Source organism: Streptococcus mitis bv. 2 str. SK95 (assembly GCF_000222705.1).
Lineage (GTDB): Bacteria > Bacillota > Bacilli > Lactobacillales > Streptococcaceae > Streptococcus > Streptococcus mitis_AY.
The window spans coordinates 13225-31378 of record NZ_AFUB01000055.1 but is presented as its reverse complement, the minus strand read 5'-3'; the positions used below and the strand labels follow the sequence as shown (position 1 = coordinate 31378).

At 41.8% G+C, this 18154-nt stretch carries 29 protein-coding genes; all 29 read left to right on the top strand.

The genetic code is table 11. The features are described from left to right. Positions 1-3: 3 nt before the first annotated feature. Positions 4-837, top strand: coding sequence for a 50S ribosomal protein L2 (gene rplB / locus HMPREF9965_RS10660; RefSeq protein ID WP_000512901.1), 834 nt, complete (start codon positions 4-6; stop codon positions 835-837). Positions 838-939: 102 nt separating this feature from the next. Continuing rightward, a complete protein-coding gene (rpsS, locus tag HMPREF9965_RS10655; RefSeq protein WP_000533766.1) occupies positions 940-1221 on the top strand; it encodes a 30S ribosomal protein S19 in 282 nt (93 codons plus the stop codon). Between the two features lie 11 nt (positions 1222-1232). Continuing rightward, positions 1233-1577, top strand: coding sequence for a 50S ribosomal protein L22 (rplV, locus tag HMPREF9965_RS10650; protein ID WP_000818137.1), 345 nt, complete (start codon positions 1233-1235; stop codon positions 1575-1577). A gap of 12 nt (positions 1578-1589) precedes the next feature. Next, on the top strand, positions 1590-2243 hold the full coding sequence (gene rpsC / locus HMPREF9965_RS10645; RefSeq protein ID WP_000529936.1) for a 30S ribosomal protein S3: 654 nt from the start codon (positions 1590-1592) through the stop codon (positions 2241-2243). Positions 2244-2246: 3 nt separating this feature from the next. Next, on the top strand, positions 2247-2660 hold the full coding sequence (gene rplP, locus HMPREF9965_RS10640) for a 50S ribosomal protein L16 (RefSeq protein ID WP_000960948.1): 414 nt from the start codon (positions 2247-2249) through the stop codon (positions 2658-2660). Positions 2661-2669: 9 nt separating this feature from the next. Next, the gene (gene rpmC / locus HMPREF9965_RS10635) at positions 2670-2876 is read left to right on the top strand and encodes a 50S ribosomal protein L29 (protein WP_000772918.1); all 207 of its coding nucleotides are present in this window, start codon (positions 2670-2672) and stop codon (positions 2874-2876) included. A 24-nt stretch (positions 2877-2900) separates the two neighbouring features. Then, the gene (rpsQ, locus tag HMPREF9965_RS10630; protein WP_000440801.1) at positions 2901-3161 is read left to right on the top strand and encodes a 30S ribosomal protein S17; all 261 of its coding nucleotides are present in this window, start codon (positions 2901-2903) and stop codon (positions 3159-3161) included. Between the two features lie 25 nt (positions 3162-3186). Then, positions 3187-3555 (top strand): 50S ribosomal protein L14, encoded by a 369-nt coding sequence (gene rplN / locus HMPREF9965_RS10625; RefSeq protein WP_000616548.1) that lies wholly within the window; start codon positions 3187-3189, stop codon positions 3553-3555. A 179-nt stretch (positions 3556-3734) separates the two neighbouring features. Further along, complete coding sequence (rplX, locus tag HMPREF9965_RS10620) at positions 3735-4040, top strand: 50S ribosomal protein L24 (RefSeq protein ID WP_000497691.1); 306 nt, start codon at positions 3735-3737, stop codon at positions 4038-4040. A gap of 23 nt (positions 4041-4063) precedes the next feature. Beyond that, entirely contained in the window at positions 4064-4606 is a 543-nt protein-coding gene (rplE, locus tag HMPREF9965_RS10615) for a 50S ribosomal protein L5 (protein WP_000013542.1), read from the top strand. A 17-nt stretch (positions 4607-4623) separates the two neighbouring features. Continuing rightward, positions 4624-4809: a type Z 30S ribosomal protein S14 gene (locus HMPREF9965_RS10610; protein ID WP_001085697.1), complete on the top strand. Its 186-nt coding sequence runs from the start codon at positions 4624-4626 to the stop codon at positions 4807-4809. Between the two features lie 212 nt (positions 4810-5021). Then, positions 5022-5420 (top strand): 30S ribosomal protein S8, encoded by a 399-nt coding sequence (gene rpsH, locus HMPREF9965_RS10605; RefSeq protein WP_000245504.1) that lies wholly within the window; start codon positions 5022-5024, stop codon positions 5418-5420. Positions 5421-5607: 187 nt separating this feature from the next. Continuing rightward, the gene (gene rplF, locus HMPREF9965_RS10600; protein ID WP_000086638.1) at positions 5608-6144 is read left to right on the top strand and encodes a 50S ribosomal protein L6; all 537 of its coding nucleotides are present in this window, start codon (positions 5608-5610) and stop codon (positions 6142-6144) included. A gap of 83 nt (positions 6145-6227) precedes the next feature. After that, on the top strand, positions 6228-6584 hold the full coding sequence (gene rplR / locus HMPREF9965_RS10595) for a 50S ribosomal protein L18 (RefSeq protein ID WP_004244055.1): 357 nt from the start codon (positions 6228-6230) through the stop codon (positions 6582-6584). A 17-nt stretch (positions 6585-6601) separates the two neighbouring features. After that, complete coding sequence (gene rpsE, locus HMPREF9965_RS10590) at positions 6602-7096, top strand: 30S ribosomal protein S5 (protein ID WP_000874204.1); 495 nt, start codon at positions 6602-6604, stop codon at positions 7094-7096. Positions 7097-7109: 13 nt separating this feature from the next. Continuing rightward, a complete protein-coding gene (gene rpmD, locus HMPREF9965_RS10585) occupies positions 7110-7292 on the top strand; it encodes a 50S ribosomal protein L30 (protein WP_000057241.1) in 183 nt (60 codons plus the stop codon). A 144-nt stretch (positions 7293-7436) separates the two neighbouring features. After that, entirely contained in the window at positions 7437-7877 is a 441-nt protein-coding gene (gene rplO, locus HMPREF9965_RS10580) for a 50S ribosomal protein L15 (protein WP_000766092.1), read from the top strand. Positions 7878-7888: 11 nt separating this feature from the next. Further along, positions 7889-9199: a preprotein translocase subunit SecY gene (gene secY / locus HMPREF9965_RS10575; protein WP_000465380.1), complete on the top strand. Its 1311-nt coding sequence runs from the start codon at positions 7889-7891 to the stop codon at positions 9197-9199. A gap of 147 nt (positions 9200-9346) precedes the next feature. After that, positions 9347-9985, top strand: coding sequence for an adenylate kinase (locus tag HMPREF9965_RS10570; RefSeq protein ID WP_001050433.1), 639 nt, complete (start codon positions 9347-9349; stop codon positions 9983-9985). 116 nt (positions 9986-10101) lie between these two features. Continuing rightward, positions 10102-10320: a translation initiation factor IF-1 gene (gene infA, locus HMPREF9965_RS10565; RefSeq protein ID WP_001029883.1), complete on the top strand. Its 219-nt coding sequence runs from the start codon at positions 10102-10104 to the stop codon at positions 10318-10320. Positions 10321-10344: 24 nt separating this feature from the next. Next, positions 10345-10461, top strand: a complete 117-nt coding sequence (gene rpmJ, locus HMPREF9965_RS10560; protein WP_001808836.1) for a 50S ribosomal protein L36 — start codon at positions 10345-10347, stop codon at positions 10459-10461. A 17-nt stretch (positions 10462-10478) separates the two neighbouring features. After that, the gene (rpsM, locus tag HMPREF9965_RS10555; protein ID WP_000090781.1) at positions 10479-10844 is read left to right on the top strand and encodes a 30S ribosomal protein S13; all 366 of its coding nucleotides are present in this window, start codon (positions 10479-10481) and stop codon (positions 10842-10844) included. Between the two features lie 17 nt (positions 10845-10861). After that, entirely contained in the window at positions 10862-11245 is a 384-nt protein-coding gene (rpsK, locus tag HMPREF9965_RS10550) for a 30S ribosomal protein S11 (protein WP_001118385.1), read from the top strand. A 42-nt stretch (positions 11246-11287) separates the two neighbouring features. Next, entirely contained in the window at positions 11288-12223 is a 936-nt protein-coding gene (locus HMPREF9965_RS10545) for a DNA-directed RNA polymerase subunit alpha (protein WP_000568994.1), read from the top strand. Positions 12224-12234: 11 nt separating this feature from the next. Then, positions 12235-12621, top strand: coding sequence for a 50S ribosomal protein L17 (gene rplQ / locus HMPREF9965_RS10540; RefSeq protein ID WP_000331493.1), 387 nt, complete (start codon positions 12235-12237; stop codon positions 12619-12621). Between the two features lie 263 nt (positions 12622-12884). Then, complete coding sequence (locus HMPREF9965_RS10535) at positions 12885-13151, top strand: ACT domain-containing protein (RefSeq protein ID WP_000644113.1); 267 nt, start codon at positions 12885-12887, stop codon at positions 13149-13151. A 9-nt stretch (positions 13152-13160) separates the two neighbouring features. Beyond that, positions 13161-14498, top strand: coding sequence for a PFL family protein (locus tag HMPREF9965_RS10530; RefSeq protein WP_000354870.1), 1338 nt, complete (start codon positions 13161-13163; stop codon positions 14496-14498). Positions 14499-14734: 236 nt separating this feature from the next. Next, on the top strand, positions 14735-15427 hold the full coding sequence (locus HMPREF9965_RS10525) for a histidine phosphatase family protein (RefSeq protein ID WP_000049288.1): 693 nt from the start codon (positions 14735-14737) through the stop codon (positions 15425-15427). Between the two features lie 159 nt (positions 15428-15586). Then, on the top strand, positions 15587-18088 hold the full coding sequence (gene leuS, locus HMPREF9965_RS10520; protein WP_000011803.1) for a leucine--tRNA ligase: 2502 nt from the start codon (positions 15587-15589) through the stop codon (positions 18086-18088). Positions 18089-18154 lie beyond the last annotated feature (66 nt).

Sequence of the window (18154 nt, the reverse complement as noted above, 5' to 3'; positions counted from 1 at the left end):
ATCGTGGGAATTCGTGTTTATAAACCAACAACAAACGGTCGCCGTAATATGACTTCTTTGGATTTCGCTGAAATCACAACAAGCGCTCCTGAAAAATCATTGCTTGTTGCTTTGAAGAACAAGGCTGGTCGTAACAACAACGGTCGTATCACTGTTCGTCACCAAGGTGGTGGGCACAAACGTTTCTACCGTTTGGTTGACTTCAAACGTAACAAAGACAACGTTGAAGCAGTTGTTAAAACTATCGAGTACGATCCAAACCGTTCTGCAAACATCGCTCTTGTACACTACACAGACGGTGTGAAAGCATACATCATCGCTCCAAAAGGTCTTGAAGTTGGTCAACGTATCGTTTCAGGCCCAGAAGCAGATATCAAAGTCGGAAATGCTCTTCCACTTGCTAACATTCCAGTTGGTACTTTGATCCACAACATCGAATTGAAACCAGGTCGTGGTGGAGAATTAGTGCGTGCAGCTGGAGCTTCTGCTCAAGTATTGGGTCAAGAAGGTAAATACGTTCTTGTTCGTCTTCAATCAGGTGAAGTTCGTATGATTCTTGGAACTTGCCGTGCTACAGTTGGTGTTGTCGGAAACGAACAACATGGGCTTGTGAACCTTGGTAAAGCAGGACGTAGCCGTTGGAAAGGTATCCGCCCAACAGTTCGTGGTTCTGTAATGAACCCTAACGATCACCCACACGGTGGTGGTGAAGGTAAAGCACCAGTTGGTCGTAAAGCGCCATCTACTCCATGGGGCAAACCTGCTCTTGGTCTTAAAACTCGTAACAAGAAAGCGAAATCTGACAAACTTATCGTTCGTCGTCGCAACGAGAAATAATTTAAAACTAGTCGCATAAGCGCTAGATAATCCGCCAGCTCGGTAGCGCTCCATGTGAGCGCAAGCCGCTGTGGTACAACATTTAAAGGAGAAAACATAAAAATGGGACGCAGTCTTAAAAAAGGACCTTTCGTCGATGAGCATTTGATGAAAAAAGTTGAAGCTCAAGCTAACGACGAAAAGAAAAAAGTTATCAAAACTTGGTCACGTCGTTCAACGATCTTCCCAAGTTTCATTGGTTACACTATTGCAGTTTATGACGGACGTAAACACGTACCTGTTTACATCCAAGAAGACATGGTAGGTCACAAACTTGGTGAATTCGCACCAACTCGTACTTACAAAGGTCACGCTGCAGACGACAAGAAAACACGTAGAAAATAAGGAGAACATAAATGGCAGAAATTACTTCAGCTAAAGCAATGGCTCGTACAGTACGTGTTTCACCTCGTAAATCACGTCTTGTTCTTGACAATATTCGTGGTAAAAGCGTAGCCGACGCTATTGCAATTTTGACATTCACTCCAAACAAAGCTGCTGAAATCATCTTGAAAGTTTTGAACTCAGCTGTAGCTAACGCTGAAAACAACTTTGGTTTGGATAAAGCTAACTTGGTAGTATCTGAAGCATTCGCAAACGAAGGACCAACTATGAAACGTTTCCGTCCACGTGCGAAAGGTTCAGCTTCACCAATCAACAAACGTACAGCTCACATCACTGTAGCTGTTGCAGAAAAATAAGGAGGTAACATCGTGGGTCAAAAAGTACATCCAATTGGTATGCGTGTCGGCATCATCCGTGATTGGGATGCCAAATGGTATGCTGAAAAAGAATACGCGGATTACCTTCATGAAGATCTTGCAATCCGTAAATTCGTTCAAAAAGAACTTGCTGACGCAGCAGTTTCAACTATCGAAATCGAACGCGCAGTAAACAAAGTTAACGTTTCACTTCACACTGCTAAACCAGGTATGGTTATCGGTAAAGGTGGTGCTAACGTTGATGCACTCCGTGCAAAACTTAACAAATTGACTGGAAAACAAGTACACATCAACATCATCGAAATCAAACAACCTGATTTGGATGCTCATCTTGTAGGTGAAGGAATTGCTCGTCAATTGGAGCAACGTGTTGCTTTCCGTCGTGCACAAAAACAAGCAATCCAACGTGCAATGCGTGCTGGAGCTAAAGGAATCAAAACTCAAGTATCAGGTCGTTTGAACGGTGCAGATATCGCCCGTGCTGAAGGATACTCTGAAGGAACTGTTCCACTTCACACACTTCGTGCAGATATCGATTACGCTTGGGAAGAAGCAGATACTACATACGGTAAACTTGGTGTTAAAGTATGGATCTACCGTGGTGAAGTTCTTCCAGCTCGTAAAAACACTAAAGGAGGTAAATAACCAATGTTAGTACCTAAACGTGTTAAACACCGTCGTGAATTCCGTGGAAAAATGCGCGGTGAAGCAAAAGGTGGAAAAGAAGTAGCTTTCGGTGAATACGGTCTTCAAGCTACAACTAGCCACTGGATCACTAACCGCCAAATCGAAGCTGCTCGTATCGCCATGACTCGTTACATGAAACGTGGTGGTAAAGTTTGGATTAAAATCTTCCCACACAAATCATACACTGCTAAAGCTATCGGTGTGCGTATGGGATCTGGTAAAGGGGCACCTGAAGGTTGGGTAGCACCAGTTAAACGTGGTAAAGTGATGTTTGAAGTTGCTGGTGTATCTGAAGAGATCGCTCGCGAAGCGCTTCGTCTTGCTAGCCACAAATTGCCAGTTAAATGTAAATTCGTAAAACGTGAAGCAGAATAAGGAGAAGGCATGAAACTTAATGAAGTAAAAGAATTTGTTAAAGAACTTCGTGGTCTTTCTCAAGAAGAACTCGCGAAGCGCGAAAACGAATTGAAAAAAGAATTGTTTGAACTTCGTTTCCAAGCTGCTACTGGCCAATTGGAACAAACAGCTCGCTTGAAAGAAGTTAAAAAACAAATCGCTCGTATCAAAACAGTTCAATCTGAAGCGAAATAATAGACTAGGGAAGGAGAAATTTCAATGGAACGCAATAATCGTAAAGTTCTTGTTGGACGTGTTGTATCTGACAAAATGGACAAGACAATCACAGTTGTAGTTGAAACAAAACGTAACCACCCAGTCTATGGTAAACGTATTAACTACTCTAAAAAATACAAAGCACATGATGAAAACAATGTTGCCAAAGAAGGCGATATCGTACGTATCATGGAAACTCGTCCGCTTTCAGCTACAAAACGTTTCCGTCTTGTAGAAGTTGTTGAAGAAGCGGTCATCATCTAATCAAACCTGAAAGGAGAAAACTGAAATGATTCAAACAGAAACTCGTTTGAAAGTCGCAGACAACAGCGGTGCGCGCGAAATCTTGACTATCAAAGTTCTTGGTGGTTCTAAACGTAAATTTGCGAACATCGGTGATGTCATTGTGGCATCTGTAAAACAAGCTACTCCTGGTGGTGCGGTTAAAAAAGGTGACGTTGTAAAAGCTGTTATCGTTCGTACTAAATCAGGTGCTCGTCGTGCTGATGGTTCATACATCAAATTTGACGAAAATGCAGCAGTTATAATCCGTGAAGACAAAACTCCTCGCGGAACACGTATCTTTGGCCCAGTTGCACGTGAATTGCGTGAAGGTGGCTTCATGAAGATCGTGTCACTTGCTCCAGAAGTACTTTAATTGATTGCTCAAAGAAAATTGAAACAAGTCTAGGAAGTGAAACGAAAGCATAACTTGAGTTAGGTGAGTTGAAACTGACGAAGAATTGCTTTGATTTTCGCAGAGTAAAAACAAACTAGTCCCCTGGATTTACCTCCAGGGTGCCCTTATGGGCGTAAGAAAAATCAAGGAGAAATCTAATGTTTGTAAAAAAAGGCGACAAAGTTCGCGTAATCGCTGGTAAAGATAAGGGAACAGAAGCTGTTGTCCTTACTGCCCTTCCAAAAGTAAACAAAGTTATCGTTGAAGGTGTGAACATCGTTAAGAAACACCAACGTCCAACTAACGAACTTCCTCAAGGTGGTATCATCGAGAAAGAAGCAGCTATCCACGTATCAAACGTTCAAGTATTGGACAAAAACGGTGTAGCTGGTCGTGTTGGTTACAAATTTGTAGACGGTAAGAAAGTTCGCTACAACAAAAAATCAGGCGAAGTGCTTGATTAATCACGAAGGAAAGGAGAAGTATAATGGCAAATCGTTTAAAAGAAAAATATCTTAATGAAGTAGTTCCTGCTTTGACAGAACAATTTAACTACTCATCAGTGATGGCTGTGCCTAAAGTAGATAAGATCGTTTTGAACATGGGTGTTGGTGAAGCTGTATCAAATGCTAAAAGCCTTGAAAAAGCTGCTGAAGAATTGGCACTTATCTCAGGTCAAAAACCACTTATCACTAAAGCTAAAAAATCAATCGCCGGCTTCCGTCTTCGTGAAGGTGTTGCGATCGGTGCAAAAGTTACCCTTCGTGGTGAACGTATGTACGAATTCTTGGATAAATTGGTTTCAGTTTCACTTCCACGTGTGCGTGACTTCCACGGTGTTCCAACAAAATCATTTGACGGACGCGGGAATTACACACTTGGTGTGAAAGAACAATTGATCTTCCCAGAAATCAACTTCGATGACGTTGACAAAACTCGTGGTCTTGACATCGTTATCGTAACAACTGCTAACACTGACGAAGAGTCACGTGCATTGCTTACAGGCCTTGGAATGCCTTTTGCAAAATAATATAGGAGGTAAATCTAATGGCTAAAAAATCAATGATTGCTAAGAACAAACGTCCAGCGAAGTTCTCTACTCAAGCTTATACTCGTTGTGAAAAATGTGGTCGTCCACATTCAGTTTACCGCAAATTTAAACTTTGCCGTGTTTGCTTCCGTGAATTAGCTTACAAAGGACAAATTCCTGGTGTAACAAAAGCATCTTGGTAATATCATGATACAAAGAGCGTAACAACCACAGCAAAAATAGGAGATTTGGTGTAGGAGCGATGCTCCAAAACAAATCTATCTTTTTTGCCTAGGTTGTAGCTCGTGTTCAAATAAGAGTTATCTCATTTGAATGTGTCAATACTATCTGAGCACAGCTCAATCATTAACTAGCAAGTGCGACTTGCAAACTACTAGTAAGAGGAGAATAAAAAATGGTTATGACTGACCCAATCGCAGACTTCCTAACTCGTATTCGTAACGCTAACCAAGCGAAACACGAAGTACTTGAAGTACCTGCATCAAACATCAAAAAAGGGATTGCTGAAATCCTTAAACGCGAAGGTTTTGTTAAGAACGTAGAAATCATCGAAGATGACAAACAAGGCATCATCCGTGTATTTCTTAAATATGGACCAAACGGTGAAAAAGTTATCACTAACTTGAAACGTGTTTCTAAACCAGGACTTCGTGTCTACAAAAAACGTGAAGATCTTCCAAAAGTTCTTAACGGACTTGGAATTGCTATCCTTTCAACATCTGAAGGTTTGCTTACTGATAAAGAAGCACGCCAAAAGAATGTTGGTGGGGAAGTTATCGCTTACGTTTGGTAATATTTAGCTCCCAATTTCTTTGTGCCTCTTCGTTATCGTCTCTTGCCTAACCTAAAGTTATGCCTGCGAGACGATGCCTAGATTCACTTTGAAATTGAAACCTAAATGTTCCTTTAAATCGAGAAATCGATTTAACCCCGTGAAAACTGGCCATCACGGCCTGACAATTTAACAGGAGAAAATAAACATGTCACGTATTGGTAATAAAGTTATCGTGTTGCCTGCTGGTGTTGAACTCACTAACAATGACAACGTTGTAACTGTAAAAGGACCTAAAGGAGAACTTACTCGTGAGTTCTCAAAAGATATTGAAATCCGTGTGGAAGGTACTGAAGTAACTCTTCACCGTCCAAACGATTCAAAAGAAATGAAAACAATCCACGGAACTACTCGTGCCCTTTTGAACAACATGGTTGTTGGTGTATCAGAAGGATTCAAGAAAGAACTTGAAATGCGTGGGGTTGGTTACCGTGCACAACTTCAAGGAAAAAAACTTGTTTTGGCTGTTGGTAAATCTCATCCAGACGAAGTTGAAGCTCCAGAAGGAATTACTTTTGAACTTCCAAACCCAACAACAATCGTTATCAGCGGAATTTCAAAAGAAGTAGTTGGTCAAACAGCTGCTTACGTACGTAGCCTTCGCTCACCAGAACCATATAAAGGTAAAGGTATCCGTTACGTTGGCGAATACGTTCGTCTTAAAGAAGGTAAAACAGGTAAATAATGTTGAGTGGTTGATCTTCAACCACCGACCTATTTTCCAACTTTGTGCATAGCACACGATTTAAAACTAAAGAGGTGAAAACTGTGATTTCTAAACCAGATAAAAACAAACTCCGCCAAAAACGCCATCGTCGCGTTCGCGGAAAACTCTCTGGAACTGCTGATCGCCCACGTTTGAACGTATTCCGTTCTAATACAGGCATCTACGCTCAAGTGATTGATGACGTAGCGGGTGTAACGCTCGCAAGTGCTTCAACTCTTGACAAAGAAGTTTCAAAAGGAACTAAAACTGAACAAGCCGTTACTGTCGGTAAACTCGTTGCAGAACGTGCAAACGCTAAAGGTATTTCAGAAGTGGTGTTCGACCGCGGTGGATATCTATATCACGGACGTGTGAAAGCTTTGGCTGATGCAGCTCGTGAAAACGGATTGAAATTCTAATAGGAGGACACTAGAAAATGGCATTTAAAGACAATGCAGTTGAATTAGAAGAACGCGTAGTTGCTGTCAACCGTGTTACAAAAGTTGTTAAAGGTGGACGTCGTCTTCGTTTCGCAGCTCTTGTTGTTGTTGGTGACCACAATGGTCGCGTAGGATTTGGTACTGGTAAAGCTCAAGAAGTTCCAGAAGCAATCCGTAAAGCAGTAGAAGATGCTAAGAAAAACTTGATTGAAGTTCCTATGGTTGGAACAACAATCCCACACGAAGTTCTTTCAGAATTTGGTGGAGCTAAAGTATTGTTGAAACCTGCTGTAGAAGGTTCTGGAGTTGCCGCTGGTGGTGCAGTTCGTGCCGTTGTGGAATTGGCAGGTGTGGCAGATATTACATCTAAATCACTTGGTTCTAACACTCCAATCAACATTGTTCGTGCAACTGTTGAAGGTTTGAAACAATTGAAACGCGCTGAAGAAGTTGCTGCCCTTCGTGGTATTTCAGTTTCTGATTTGGCATAAGAAAGGGGATAAAATGGCTCAAATTAAAATTACTTTGACTAAGTCTCCAATCGGACGCATTCCATCACAACGTAAAACTGTTGTAGCACTTGGACTTGGCAAATTGAACAGCTCTGTTATCAAAGAAGACAACGCTGCTATCCGTGGTATGATCACTGCAGTATCTCACTTGGTAACAGTTGAAGAAGTAAACTAATGAATTTTTAGGGGATGTGGCAATACTTATCCCCTAAAACTAGATATAGTCATCTAAGATGACGAATGTATAGGCGAGTTGATAAGGGAGACAACCTTTTCTCTCTTATCGGCGCTAGCATTTTACAAAAGAGGAGAAAAAATAATGAAACTTCATGAATTGAAACCTGCAGAAGGTTCTCGTAAAGTACGTAACCGTGTTGGTCGTGGTACTTCATCAGGTAACGGTAAAACATCTGGTCGCGGTCAAAAAGGTCAAAAAGCTCGTAGCGGTGGCGGAGTTCGCCTTGGTTTTGAAGGTGGACAAACTCCATTGTTCCGTCGTCTTCCAAAACGTGGATTCACTAACATCAACGCTAAAGAATACGCAATTGTAAATCTTGATCAATTGAACGTTTTTGAAGATGGTACTGAAGTTACTCCAGTTGTTCTTATCGAAGCAGGAATTGTAAAGGCTGAAAAATCAGGCGTTAAAATTCTTGGTAACGGTGAGTTGACTAAGAAGTTGACTGTGAAAGCAGCTAAATTCTCAAAAACAGCTGAAGAAGCTATCACTGCTAAAGGTGGTTCAGTAGAAGTCATCTAGAGAGGTGACCTATGTTTTTTAAATTATTAAAAGAGGCCCTCAAGGTTAAGAAAGTACGATCAAAAATTCTCTTTACGATTTTTATCATACTTGTCTTCCGTATCGGGACTAGTATTACTGTACCAGGTGTGAATGCAAAAAGTCTGGAAGCTTTGAGTGGATTATCCTTCTTAAACATGCTTAGTTTAGTTTCAGGGAATGCCATGAAGAACTTCTCGGTTTTTGCACTCGGTGTGAGTCCGTATATCACAGCTTCCATCGTTGTTCAATTGCTACAAATGGATATTGTTCCAAAGTTTGTAGAGTGGGGCAAGCAGGGGGAAGTAGGACGGAGAAAGATAAACCAAGCGACTCGTTATATTGCGCTTGTACTTGCGTTTGTGCAATCAATCGGAATCACTGCTGGTTTTAATACTCTATCTGGTGCAAAATTATTAACGACAGATCTAACCCCTCAAGTCTTTGTTACGATTGGTATTATCCTGACTGCAGGTACTATGATTGTTACTTGGCTAGGGGAGCAAATCACTGATAAGGGATATGGTAACGGGGTGTCTATGATTATCTTTGCAGGGATTGTGGCTTCAATTCCAGAGATGATTCATGGTATCTATGAGGACTATTTTGTCAATATTCCAAGTGATCGGTTGACGTCATCTATTATATTTGTCGTTATTCTCATTATCGCTGTCTTGTTGATTGTATACTTTACAACATATGTACAACAGGCAGAATATAAAATTCCGATCCAATATACAAAAGTTGCTCAAGGTGCTCCATCCAGTTCTTACCTTCCTTTGAAGGTCAATCCTGCTGGTGTTATCCCAGTTATCTTTGCAAGTTCCATTACAGCAGCACCTGCGGCTATTCTTCAGTTTGTCAGCGCTACAGGTCATGATTGGGCTTGGGTACGTACAGCACAGGAAATGTTATCTACAACATCTCCAACAGGTGTTGCCATGTATGCACTGCTGATTATTCTCTTTACATTCTTCTATACATTTGTACAGATCAATCCAGAGAAAGCAGCAGAAAACTTGCAAAAGAGCGGAGCCTATATCCATGGTGTCCGTCCAGGTAAAGGAACGGAAGAGTTTATGTCAAAACTTCTTCGTCGCCTTGCAACAGTCGGTTCCCTTTTCCTTGGTGTGATTTCAATCTTGCCGATTGTAGCAAAAGATGTCTTTGGTCTTTCAGAAGCCGTTGCTTTTGGGGGAACTAGTCTTTTGATCATTATTTCGACAGGTATTGAAGGCATCAAACAGCTAGAAGGTTACCTATTGAAACGTAAGTATGTTGGTTTCATGGACAAAACAGAATAAAAGCAAGATTACTTTTGCTTAGGGAGTGGAGTATGAAGGTCTATCTAGAAAGATAGATTTTCATCTCCCCTCTTCTATTTTGTTTTTAAATAGGGGTTGAAACAAACTTTCTGCTTCTATTTAAATACAAAATAAGGAGATCAGATCATGAATCTTTTGATTATGGGCTTACCTGGAGCAGGTAAGGGAACGCAAGCAGCTAAAATTGTGGAACAATTCCACGTGGCACACATTTCAACTGGAGATATGTTCCGTGCTGCTATGGCAAATCAAACTGAAATGGGTGTACTCGCAAAGTCATACATTGACAAAGGTGAGTTGGTTCCAGATGAGGTCACAAATGGAATCGTTAAAGAGCGCCTTTCACAGGATGATATCAAAGAAACAGGCTTCTTGTTGGATGGTTACCCACGCACAATTGAACAAGCCCATGCTTTGGACAAAACATTGGCTGAACTTGGTATCGAACTTGAAGGTGTGATTAACATCGAAGTGAATCCAGATTGTCTCTTGGAACGTTTGAGTGGTCGTATCATCCACCGCGAAACAGGCGAAACCTTCCACAAAGTTTTCAACCCACCAGTTGACTACAAAGAAGAAGATTACTACCAACGTGAAGATGACAAACCTGAGACTGTTAAACGTCGTTTGGATGTGAATATCGCACAAGGTGAACCAATCATTGCTCACTATCGTGCCAAAGGTTTGGTCCACGATATCGAAGGAAATCAAGATATCAACGATGTGTTTAAAGACATCGAAAAAGTATTGACAAATTTGAAATAAAGCGTTTTTCACACTTGCAAAAAATCGCTACAAATGTTATACTGAAATAGTCTGACTTATAATTGTTGTCTCTGTGTTTAGAGGCATCGAATCGAAATTTATGGAGGTGCTTTTGCGTGGCAAAAGACGATGTGATTGAAGTTGAAGGCAAAGTAGTCGATACAATGCCTAACGCAATGTTTACGGTTGAACTTGAAAATGGACATCAGATTTTAGCAACAGTTTCTGGTAAAATTCGTAAAAACTATATTCGTATTTTAGCGGGAGATCGTGTTACTGTCGAGATGAGTCCATATGACTTGACACGTGGACGTATCACTTACCGCTTTAAATAATCGAAAAACTTGGAGGGATAAGAAATGAAAGTAAGACCATCGGTCAAACCAATTTGCGAATACTGTAAAGTAATTCGTCGTAATGGTCGTGTTATGGTAATTTGCCCAGCAAATCCAAAACACAAACAACGTCAAGGATAAGATAGAAAGGAGAAAACATGGCTCGTATTGCTGGAGTTGACATTCCAAATGACAAACGCGTAGTAATCTCATTGACTTACGTTTATGGTATCGGACTTGCAACATCTAAGAAAATTTTGGCTGCTGCTGGAATCTCAGAAGATGTTCGTGTACGTGACCTTACATCAGATCAAGAAGATGCTATCCGTCGTGAAGTGGATGCAATCAAAGTTGAAGGTGACCTTCGTCGTGAAGTAAACTTGAACATCAAACGTTTGATGGAAATCGGTTCTTACCGTGGTATTCGTCACCGTCGTGGACTTCCTGTCCGTGGACAAAACACTAAAAACAACGCTCGCACTCGTAAAGGTAAAGCTGTTGCGATTGCTGGTAAGAAAAAATAATATAGGAGGTAAAAGTCTTGGCTAAACCAACACGTAAACGTCGTGTGAAAAAGAATATCGAATCTGGTATTGCTCATATTCACGCTACATTTAATAACACTATTGTTATGATTACTGATGTGCATGGTAATGCAATCGCTTGGTCATCAGCTGGTGCTCTTGGTTTCAAAGGTTCTCGTAAATCTACACCATTCGCTGCTCAAATGGCTTCTGAAGCTGCTGCTAAATCTGCACAAGAACACGGTCTTAAATCAGTTGAAGTTACTGTAAAAGGTCCAGGTTCTGGTCGTGAGTCAGCTATTCGTGCGCTTGCTGCCGCTGGTCTTGAAGTAACAGCAATTCGTGATGTGACTCCAGTGCCACACAATGGTGCTCGTCCTCCAAAACGTCGCCGTGTATAATCATTGCATTACACTGCTTTTCGTTTAAGAGGGAGTAACTAAATGATCGAGTTTGAAAAACCAAATATAACAAAAATTGATGAAAATAAAGATTATGGCAAGTTTGTAATCGAACCACTTGAACGTGGCTACGGTACAACTCTTGGTAACTCTCTTCGTCGTGTACTACTAGCTTCTCTACCAGGAGCAGCAGTGACATCTATCAACATTGAAGGTGTCTTGCATGAGTTTGACACAGTTCCAGGTGTTCGTGAAGACGTGATGCAAATCATTCTGAACATTAAAGGGATTGCAGTGAAATCATACGTTGAAGACGAAAAAATCATTGAACTTGACGTTGAAGGTCCTGCTGAAATTACGGCTGGAGACATTTTGACTGACAGTGATATTGAAATTGTAAATCCAGATCATTATCTCTTTACAATCAGTGAAGGTTCTTCTCTAAAAGCGACAATGACTGTTAACAGTGGTCGTGGATATGTACCTGCTGATGAAAACAAAAAAGATAATGCACCAGTTGGAACACTTGCTGTAGATTCTATTTATACACCAGTTACAAAAGTCAACTATCAAGTAGAGCCTGCTCGTGTAGGTAGCAACGATGGCTTTGACAAATTAACCCTTGAAATCTTGACTAATGGAACAATCATTCCAGAAGATGCTTTAGGGCTTTCAGCACGTATCTTGACAGAACATCTTGATTTGTTTACAAATCTTACAGAGATTGCTAAATCTGCAGAAGTGATGAAAGAAGCTGATACTGAATCTGACGATCGTATTTTGGATCGGACGATTGAGGAACTGGACTTGTCTGTGCGTTCATACAACTGTTTGAAACGTGCCGGTATCAATACTGTGCATGATTTGACAGAAAAATCTGAAGCAGAGATGATGAAAGTACGAAATCTTGGACGCAAGAGTTTGGAAGAAGTGAAACTCAAACTCATTGACTTGGGTCTTGGATTAAAAGATAAATAAAGGAGGAATACATGGCTTACCGTAAACTAGGACGCACTAGCTCACAACGTAAAGCAATGCTTCGCGATTTGACAACTGACCTTTTGATCAACGAATCAATCGTGACAACTGAAGCTCGTGCTAAAGAAATCCGTAAAACTGTTGAAAAAATGATTACTTTAGGTAAACGTGGTGATTTGCATGCACGTCGTCAAGCAGCTGCTTTCGTACGTAATGAAATCGCATCTGAAAACTATGATGAAGCAACTGATAAGTACACTTCTACTACAGCACTTCAAAAATTGTTCTCAGAAATCGCACCTCGTTATGCTGAACGTAACGGTGGATACACTCGTATCCTTAAAACTGAACCACGTCGTGGTGATGCTGCGCCAATGGCGATCATCGAATTAGTATAAAATCATCAATTTTGTTGAGTGTTATGATGATGGAGTCTTGTGCTCTTAGTCTAGCTCTGGTCTACCGCTGGGACTTCGGTCCCAGCGGGAACACTCATCATCATTTGATAGGGTAGACGCTTGTTTACGAAATTGTTTTTTGTTTAAGAACAACTTCGTAAGCAGGCGTTTTTTAGTAATTTTTACGTAAATATGCTATACTAAGGAAAAAGAAAATCAAAAACGTTCAGGTTTTCTAATAATCGTAGAAATGGGGTATAAGGATGAAGGCTATTATTACAGTGGTTGGCAAGGACAAGGCTGGTATTGTTGCAGGCGTGTCTACTAAAATTGCAGAATTGGGTTTGAATATTGATGATATTTCTCAAACAGTACTGGATGAGTATTTTACCATGATGGCAGTCGTATCTAGTGATGTAAAACAAGATTTTACAACTCTTCGAAATGAGTTTGAAACTTTCGGACAGACCTTGAATGTTAAAATCAATATTCAAAGTGCAGCGATTTTTGATGCTATGTACAATATCTAGGAGGGTATCATGGATATTAGACAAGTTACTGAAACCATCGCTATGATTGAAGAGCAGAATTTTGATATCAGAACCATCACTATGGGGATTTCCCTTTTGGACTGTATTGACCCAGATATCGAACGTGCCGCTGAAAAAATTTACAAAAAAATCACAACTAAAGCGGCAGATCTTGTGACTGTAGGAGATGAAATTGCTGCAGAATTAGGGATTCCTATTGTCAATAAACGAGTATCGGTGACTCCGATTTCCTTGATTGGAGCAGCGACTGATGCGACAGACTATGTTGTTTTGGCAAAGGCACTTGACAAGGCTGCCAAGGAGATTGGTGTTGACTTTATTGGTGGTTTTTCGGCCTTGGTACAAAAAGGATACCAAAAAGGAGATGAGATTCTCATCAATTCTATCCCACGTGCTCTAGCAGAAACGGACAAGGTTTGTTCGTCAGTCAATATCGGCTCAACCAAGTCAGGTATCAACATGACTGCGGTCGCAGATATGGGACGTATTATCAAGGAAACAGCTGCATTATCAGATATGGGTGCGGCCAAGTTGGTCGTATTTGCTAACGCTGTTGAGGACAATCCTTTTATGGCGGGGGCTTTCCATGGTGTTGGAGAAGCAGATGTTATCATTAATGTTGGTGTTTCGGGTCCTGGTGTTGTCAAGCGTGCCTTAGAAAAGGTTCGTGGTCAGAGTTTTGATGTAGTAGCTGAGACAGTCAAAAAAACAGCCTTTAAGATTACTCGTATTGGTCAATTGGTTGGTCAAATGGCGAGCGAACGCCTTGGTGTTGACTTTGGAATCGTAGACCTAAGTTTGGCGCCAACTCCTGCAGTTGGTGATTCTGTGGCTCGAGTACTGGAGGAAATGGGCCTAGAAACAGTTGGTACACATGGGACGACTGCTGCACTCGCTCTTTTGAATGATCAAGTTAAAAAGGGCGGAGTTATGGCTTGTAACCAGGTTGGTGGCTTGTCAGGGGCTTTTATCCCTGTTTCTGAAGACGAGGGTATGATTGCTGCGGTGCAAAATGGTTCTCTGAATTTAGAGAAACTAGAGGCCATGACGGCTATTTGTTCTGTTGGACTGGACATGATTGCTATTCCAGAAGATACGCCTGCTGAAACCATTGCGGCGATGATTGCGGATGAGGCGGCAATCGGTGTCATTAATATGAAAACAACGGCCGTCCGTATTATTCCAAAGGGCAAAGAAGGCGATATGATTGAGTTTGGTGGATTGCTAGGAACAGCGCCAGTTATGAAAGTCAACGGGGCTTCATCTGTCGATTTCATCTCTCGTGGAGGTCAAATCCCAGCTCCAATCCATAGTTTTAAAAATTAATAAAAAGGAGAGAGAATTTAAGTTGAGTTTAAGGATGACTGTGTATACTATAATCATTAAATAAAGATCTCCTAACTTTATTTAATTAGAATCCTAAACTTTTTCATAATAATCTCCTAGGAAAGCTACCGTTAGGGTAGCTTTTCTTGTGGCAAAATTAGGAGAGCAGGCTTTGCTTTTGAAAGCCGAATATTTCTTTGATCCATGATATAATAGAAGAAAATGGAGGATAGAAAATGTCTAAAGTAAGATTGTACTTGGTTCGTCATGGGAAAACCATGTTTAACACGATTGGACGTGCTCAAGGATGGAGTGATACACCTCTGACAGCAGAAGGTGAGTTGGGGATTCATGAGTTAGGAATTGGCTTGAGAGAGTCTGGTTTGCAGTTTGACCGAGCTTATTCCAGTGATTCAGGGCGTACTATCCAGACGATGGGAATTATCCTAGAAGAACTGGGCTTGCAGGGGAAAATCCCTTACCGTATGGATAAGCGCATCCGTGAGTGGTGCTTTGGTAGTTTTGATGGGGCCTATGATGGGGATCTCTTTATGGGGGTCATTCCTCGTGTTTTCAAGGTGGATCATGTTCATCAGTTATCCTATGCAGAGCTAGCAGAAGGTTTGGTAGAGGTTGATACTGCTGGTTGGGCTGAAGGCTGGGAAAAACTCAGTGGTCGAATCAAGGAAGGATTTGAATCGATTGCCAAAGAAATGGAAGAACACGGTGGTGGGAATGCCCTTGTTGTCAGTCATGGAATGACGATTGGTACCATTGTGTATCTGATCAATGGCATGCATCCGCATGGTCTGGATAATGGTAGTGTGACCATCCTAGAATATGAGGACGGCCAGTTTAGCGTAGAAGTTGTTGGTGACCGTAGTTACCGAGAGCTAGGACGTGAGAAGATGGAAGAAAGTAAGCATTGATCAAGATAGCTTCGTATAGGAGCTATTTTTTTATTCAGCTTAGTAAGAGTGTTTTCAGAGCCAATCTTTCTTGATAATGGAGGGGAAAAGATTCTTTCTCGACTTTCAAATTCCCCCAAAAATGGTATAATAGTAACATCATAAAATTGGAGAAATAGCATGAGTTTTTACAATCATAAGGAAATTGAGCCCAAGTGGCAAGGCTACTGGGCTCAACATCATACATTTAAGACAGGAACAGATGCCTCTAAACCGAAGTTCTATGCCCTCGATATGTTCCCATATCCTTCAGGAGCTGGATTGCACGTAGGACATCCAGAAGGCTATACAGCAACGGATATTCTTAGCCGTTACAAACGTGCGCAAGGCTACAATGTCCTTCACCCAATGGGGTGGGATGCCTTTGGATTGCCTGCAGAGCAATACGCCATGGATACGGGGAATGACCCAGCTGAATTTACAGCGGAAAATATTGCTAACTTCAAACGCCAAATCAATGCGCTTGGATTTTCTTACGACTGGGATCGTGAAGTCAATACAACAGATCCAAACTACTACAAGTGGACTCAGTGGATCTTCACCAAGCTCTACGAAAAAGGTTTGGCCTATGAAGCGGAAGTGCCAGTAAACTGGGTAGAAGAATTGGGAACGGCCATCGCCAACGAAGAGGTCCTTCCTGACGGAACTTCTGAGCGTGGAGGTTATCCAGTTGTCCGCAAACCAATGCGCCAATGGATGCTCAAAATTACTGCCTATGCTGAGCGCTTGCTGACTGACTTGGATGACCTGGACTGGCCAGAGTCTATCAAGGACATGCAACGTAACTGGATCGGGAAATCAACTGGTGCCAATGTAACCTTCAAGGTAAAAGGTACGGATAAGGAATTCACAGTATTTACCACTCGTCCGGACACCCTTTTCGGTGCGACTTTCACGGTCTTGGCTCCTGAGCATGATTTGGTAGATGCTATCGTCAGTCCAGAACAAGCTGAAGCCGTAGCAGACTACAAACATCAAGCCAGCCTCAAGTCAGACTTGGCTCGTACCGACCTTGCCAAGGAAAAAACAGGGGTTTGGACTGGTGCTTATGCCATCAACCCTGTCAATGGCAAAGAAATCCCAATCTGGATTGCCGACTATGTTCTTGCTAGCTATGGAACAGGTGCTGTCATGGCTGTGCCAGCCCATGACCAACGTGACTGGGAATTTGCCAAACAATTTGACCTTCCAATCGTAGAAGTGCTAGAAGGTGGAAACGTTGAAGAAGCTGCCTATACTGAAGATGGACTTCACATCAACTCGGACTTCTTGAACGGACTTAATAAAGAAGATGCTATCGCCAAGATTGTCGCTTGGTTGGAAGAAGCAGGTTGTGGTCAAGAGAAGGTCACCTACCGTCTCCGCGACTGGCTCTTTAGCCGTCAACGTTATTGGGGTGAACCAATTCCAATCATTCATTGGGAAGATGGGACTTTAACAGCTGTTCCTGAAAGTGAATTGCCACTTGTCTTGCCAGTAACCAAGGATATCCGCCCTTCAGGTACTGGTGAGAGTCCGCTAGCTAACTTGACAGACTGGCTTGAAGTGACTCGTGAAGATGGTGTCAAAGGTCGTCGTGAAACCAACACCATGCCACAGTGGGCTGGTTCAAGTTGGTACTACCTCCGCTATATTGATCCACATAACACTGAGAAATTGGCAGATGAGGACCTCCTCAAACAATGGTTGCCAGTAGATATCTACGTGGGTGGAGCAGAGCATGCTGTACTTCACTTGCTTTACGCTCGTTTCTGGCACAAATTCCTCTATGACCTCGGTGTTGTTCCGACTAAGGAACCATTCCAAAAACTCTTTAACCAAGGAATGATTTTGGGAACAAGCTACCGTGACCACCGTGGTGCTCTTGTGGCAACTGATAAGGTTGAAAAACGTGACGGTTCCTTTTTCCATGTGGAAACGGGGGAAGAATTGGAGCAAGCGCCAGCCAAGATGTCTAAATCCCTTAAGAACGTTGTCAATCCAGACGACGTAGTAGAGCAATACGGTGCTGATACCCTTCGTGTCTATGAAATGTTCATGGGACCGCTTGATGCTTCGATTGCTTGGTCTGAAGAAGGTTTGGAAGGAAGCCGTAAGTTCCTTGACCGTGTTTACCGTTTGATTACAAGTAAAGAAATCGCTGCGGAAAATAATGGCGCTCTTGACAAGGTCTACAATGAAACAGTCAAATCTGTCACTGAGCAAATCGAGTCTATGAAATTCAACACAGCCATTGCCCAACTTATGGTCTTTGTCAATGCGGCTAACAAGGAAGAAAAGCTCTATGTGGACTATGCCAAAGGCTTTATCCAATTGATCGCCCCATTTGCACCTCACTTGGCAGAAGAACTATGGCAAACTGTTGCAGCAACAGGTGAGTCCATCTCTTACGTGGCTTGGCCAGCATGGGACGAAAGTAAATTGGTCGAAGACGAAATCGAAATCGTCGTTCAAATCAAAGGAAAAGTTCGTGCCAAACTCATGGTCGCTAAAGACCTATCACGCGAAGAATTGCAAGAAATTGCTCTCGCTGACGAAAAAGTCAAGGCAGAAATTGACGGTAAGGAAATCGTTAAGGTGATTAGTGTACCAAATAAATTGGTTAATATTGTTGTGAAATAACCAATTTATTTGCTCATTTGCAACCTCAAACAGTTTCCCAAACTGTTTGAGCCAACTAAACTCGTT

Excerpts from the sequence above, each read along its gene's own strand:
- rpsS (WP_000533766.1), top strand. The coding sequence starts at position 940 with ATGGGACGCAGTCTTAAAAAAGGACCTTTCGTCGATGAGCATTTGATG.
- rplV (WP_000818137.1), top strand. The coding sequence starts at position 1,233 with ATGGCAGAAATTACTTCAGCTAAAGCAATGGCTCGTACAGTACGTGTT.
- rplP (WP_000960948.1), top strand. The coding sequence starts at position 2,247 with ATGTTAGTACCTAAACGTGTTAAACACCGTCGTGAATTCCGTGGAAAA.
- rpmC (WP_000772918.1), top strand. The coding sequence starts at position 2,670 with ATGAAACTTAATGAAGTAAAAGAATTTGTTAAAGAACTTCGTGGTCTT.
- rpsQ (WP_000440801.1), top strand. The coding sequence starts at position 2,901 with ATGGAACGCAATAATCGTAAAGTTCTTGTTGGACGTGTTGTATCTGAC.
- rplN (WP_000616548.1), top strand. The coding sequence starts at position 3,187 with ATGATTCAAACAGAAACTCGTTTGAAAGTCGCAGACAACAGCGGTGCG.
- rplX (WP_000497691.1), top strand. The coding sequence starts at position 3,735 with ATGTTTGTAAAAAAAGGCGACAAAGTTCGCGTAATCGCTGGTAAAGAT.
- rplE (WP_000013542.1), top strand. The coding sequence starts at position 4,064 with ATGGCAAATCGTTTAAAAGAAAAATATCTTAATGAAGTAGTTCCTGCT.
- HMPREF9965_RS10610 (WP_001085697.1), top strand. The coding sequence starts at position 4,624 with ATGGCTAAAAAATCAATGATTGCTAAGAACAAACGTCCAGCGAAGTTC.
- rpsH (WP_000245504.1), top strand. The coding sequence starts at position 5,022 with ATGGTTATGACTGACCCAATCGCAGACTTCCTAACTCGTATTCGTAAC.
- rplF (WP_000086638.1), top strand. The coding sequence starts at position 5,608 with ATGTCACGTATTGGTAATAAAGTTATCGTGTTGCCTGCTGGTGTTGAA.
- rpsE (WP_000874204.1), top strand. The coding sequence starts at position 6,602 with ATGGCATTTAAAGACAATGCAGTTGAATTAGAAGAACGCGTAGTTGCT.
- rpmD (WP_000057241.1), top strand. The coding sequence starts at position 7,110 with ATGGCTCAAATTAAAATTACTTTGACTAAGTCTCCAATCGGACGCATT.
- rplO (WP_000766092.1), top strand. The coding sequence starts at position 7,437 with ATGAAACTTCATGAATTGAAACCTGCAGAAGGTTCTCGTAAAGTACGT.
- secY (WP_000465380.1), top strand. The coding sequence starts at position 7,889 with ATGTTTTTTAAATTATTAAAAGAGGCCCTCAAGGTTAAGAAAGTACGA.
- HMPREF9965_RS10570 (WP_001050433.1), top strand. The coding sequence starts at position 9,347 with ATGAATCTTTTGATTATGGGCTTACCTGGAGCAGGTAAGGGAACGCAA.
- rpmJ (WP_001808836.1), top strand. The coding sequence starts at position 10,345 with ATGAAAGTAAGACCATCGGTCAAACCAATTTGCGAATACTGTAAAGTA.
- rpsM (WP_000090781.1), top strand. The coding sequence starts at position 10,479 with ATGGCTCGTATTGCTGGAGTTGACATTCCAAATGACAAACGCGTAGTA.
- HMPREF9965_RS10545 (WP_000568994.1), top strand. The coding sequence starts at position 11,288 with ATGATCGAGTTTGAAAAACCAAATATAACAAAAATTGATGAAAATAAA.
- rplQ (WP_000331493.1), top strand. The coding sequence starts at position 12,235 with ATGGCTTACCGTAAACTAGGACGCACTAGCTCACAACGTAAAGCAATG.
- HMPREF9965_RS10535 (WP_000644113.1), top strand. The coding sequence starts at position 12,885 with ATGAAGGCTATTATTACAGTGGTTGGCAAGGACAAGGCTGGTATTGTT.
- HMPREF9965_RS10530 (WP_000354870.1), top strand. The coding sequence starts at position 13,161 with ATGGATATTAGACAAGTTACTGAAACCATCGCTATGATTGAAGAGCAG.
- HMPREF9965_RS10525 (WP_000049288.1), top strand. The coding sequence starts at position 14,735 with ATGTCTAAAGTAAGATTGTACTTGGTTCGTCATGGGAAAACCATGTTT.
- leuS (WP_000011803.1), top strand. The coding sequence starts at position 15,587 with ATGAGTTTTTACAATCATAAGGAAATTGAGCCCAAGTGGCAAGGCTAC.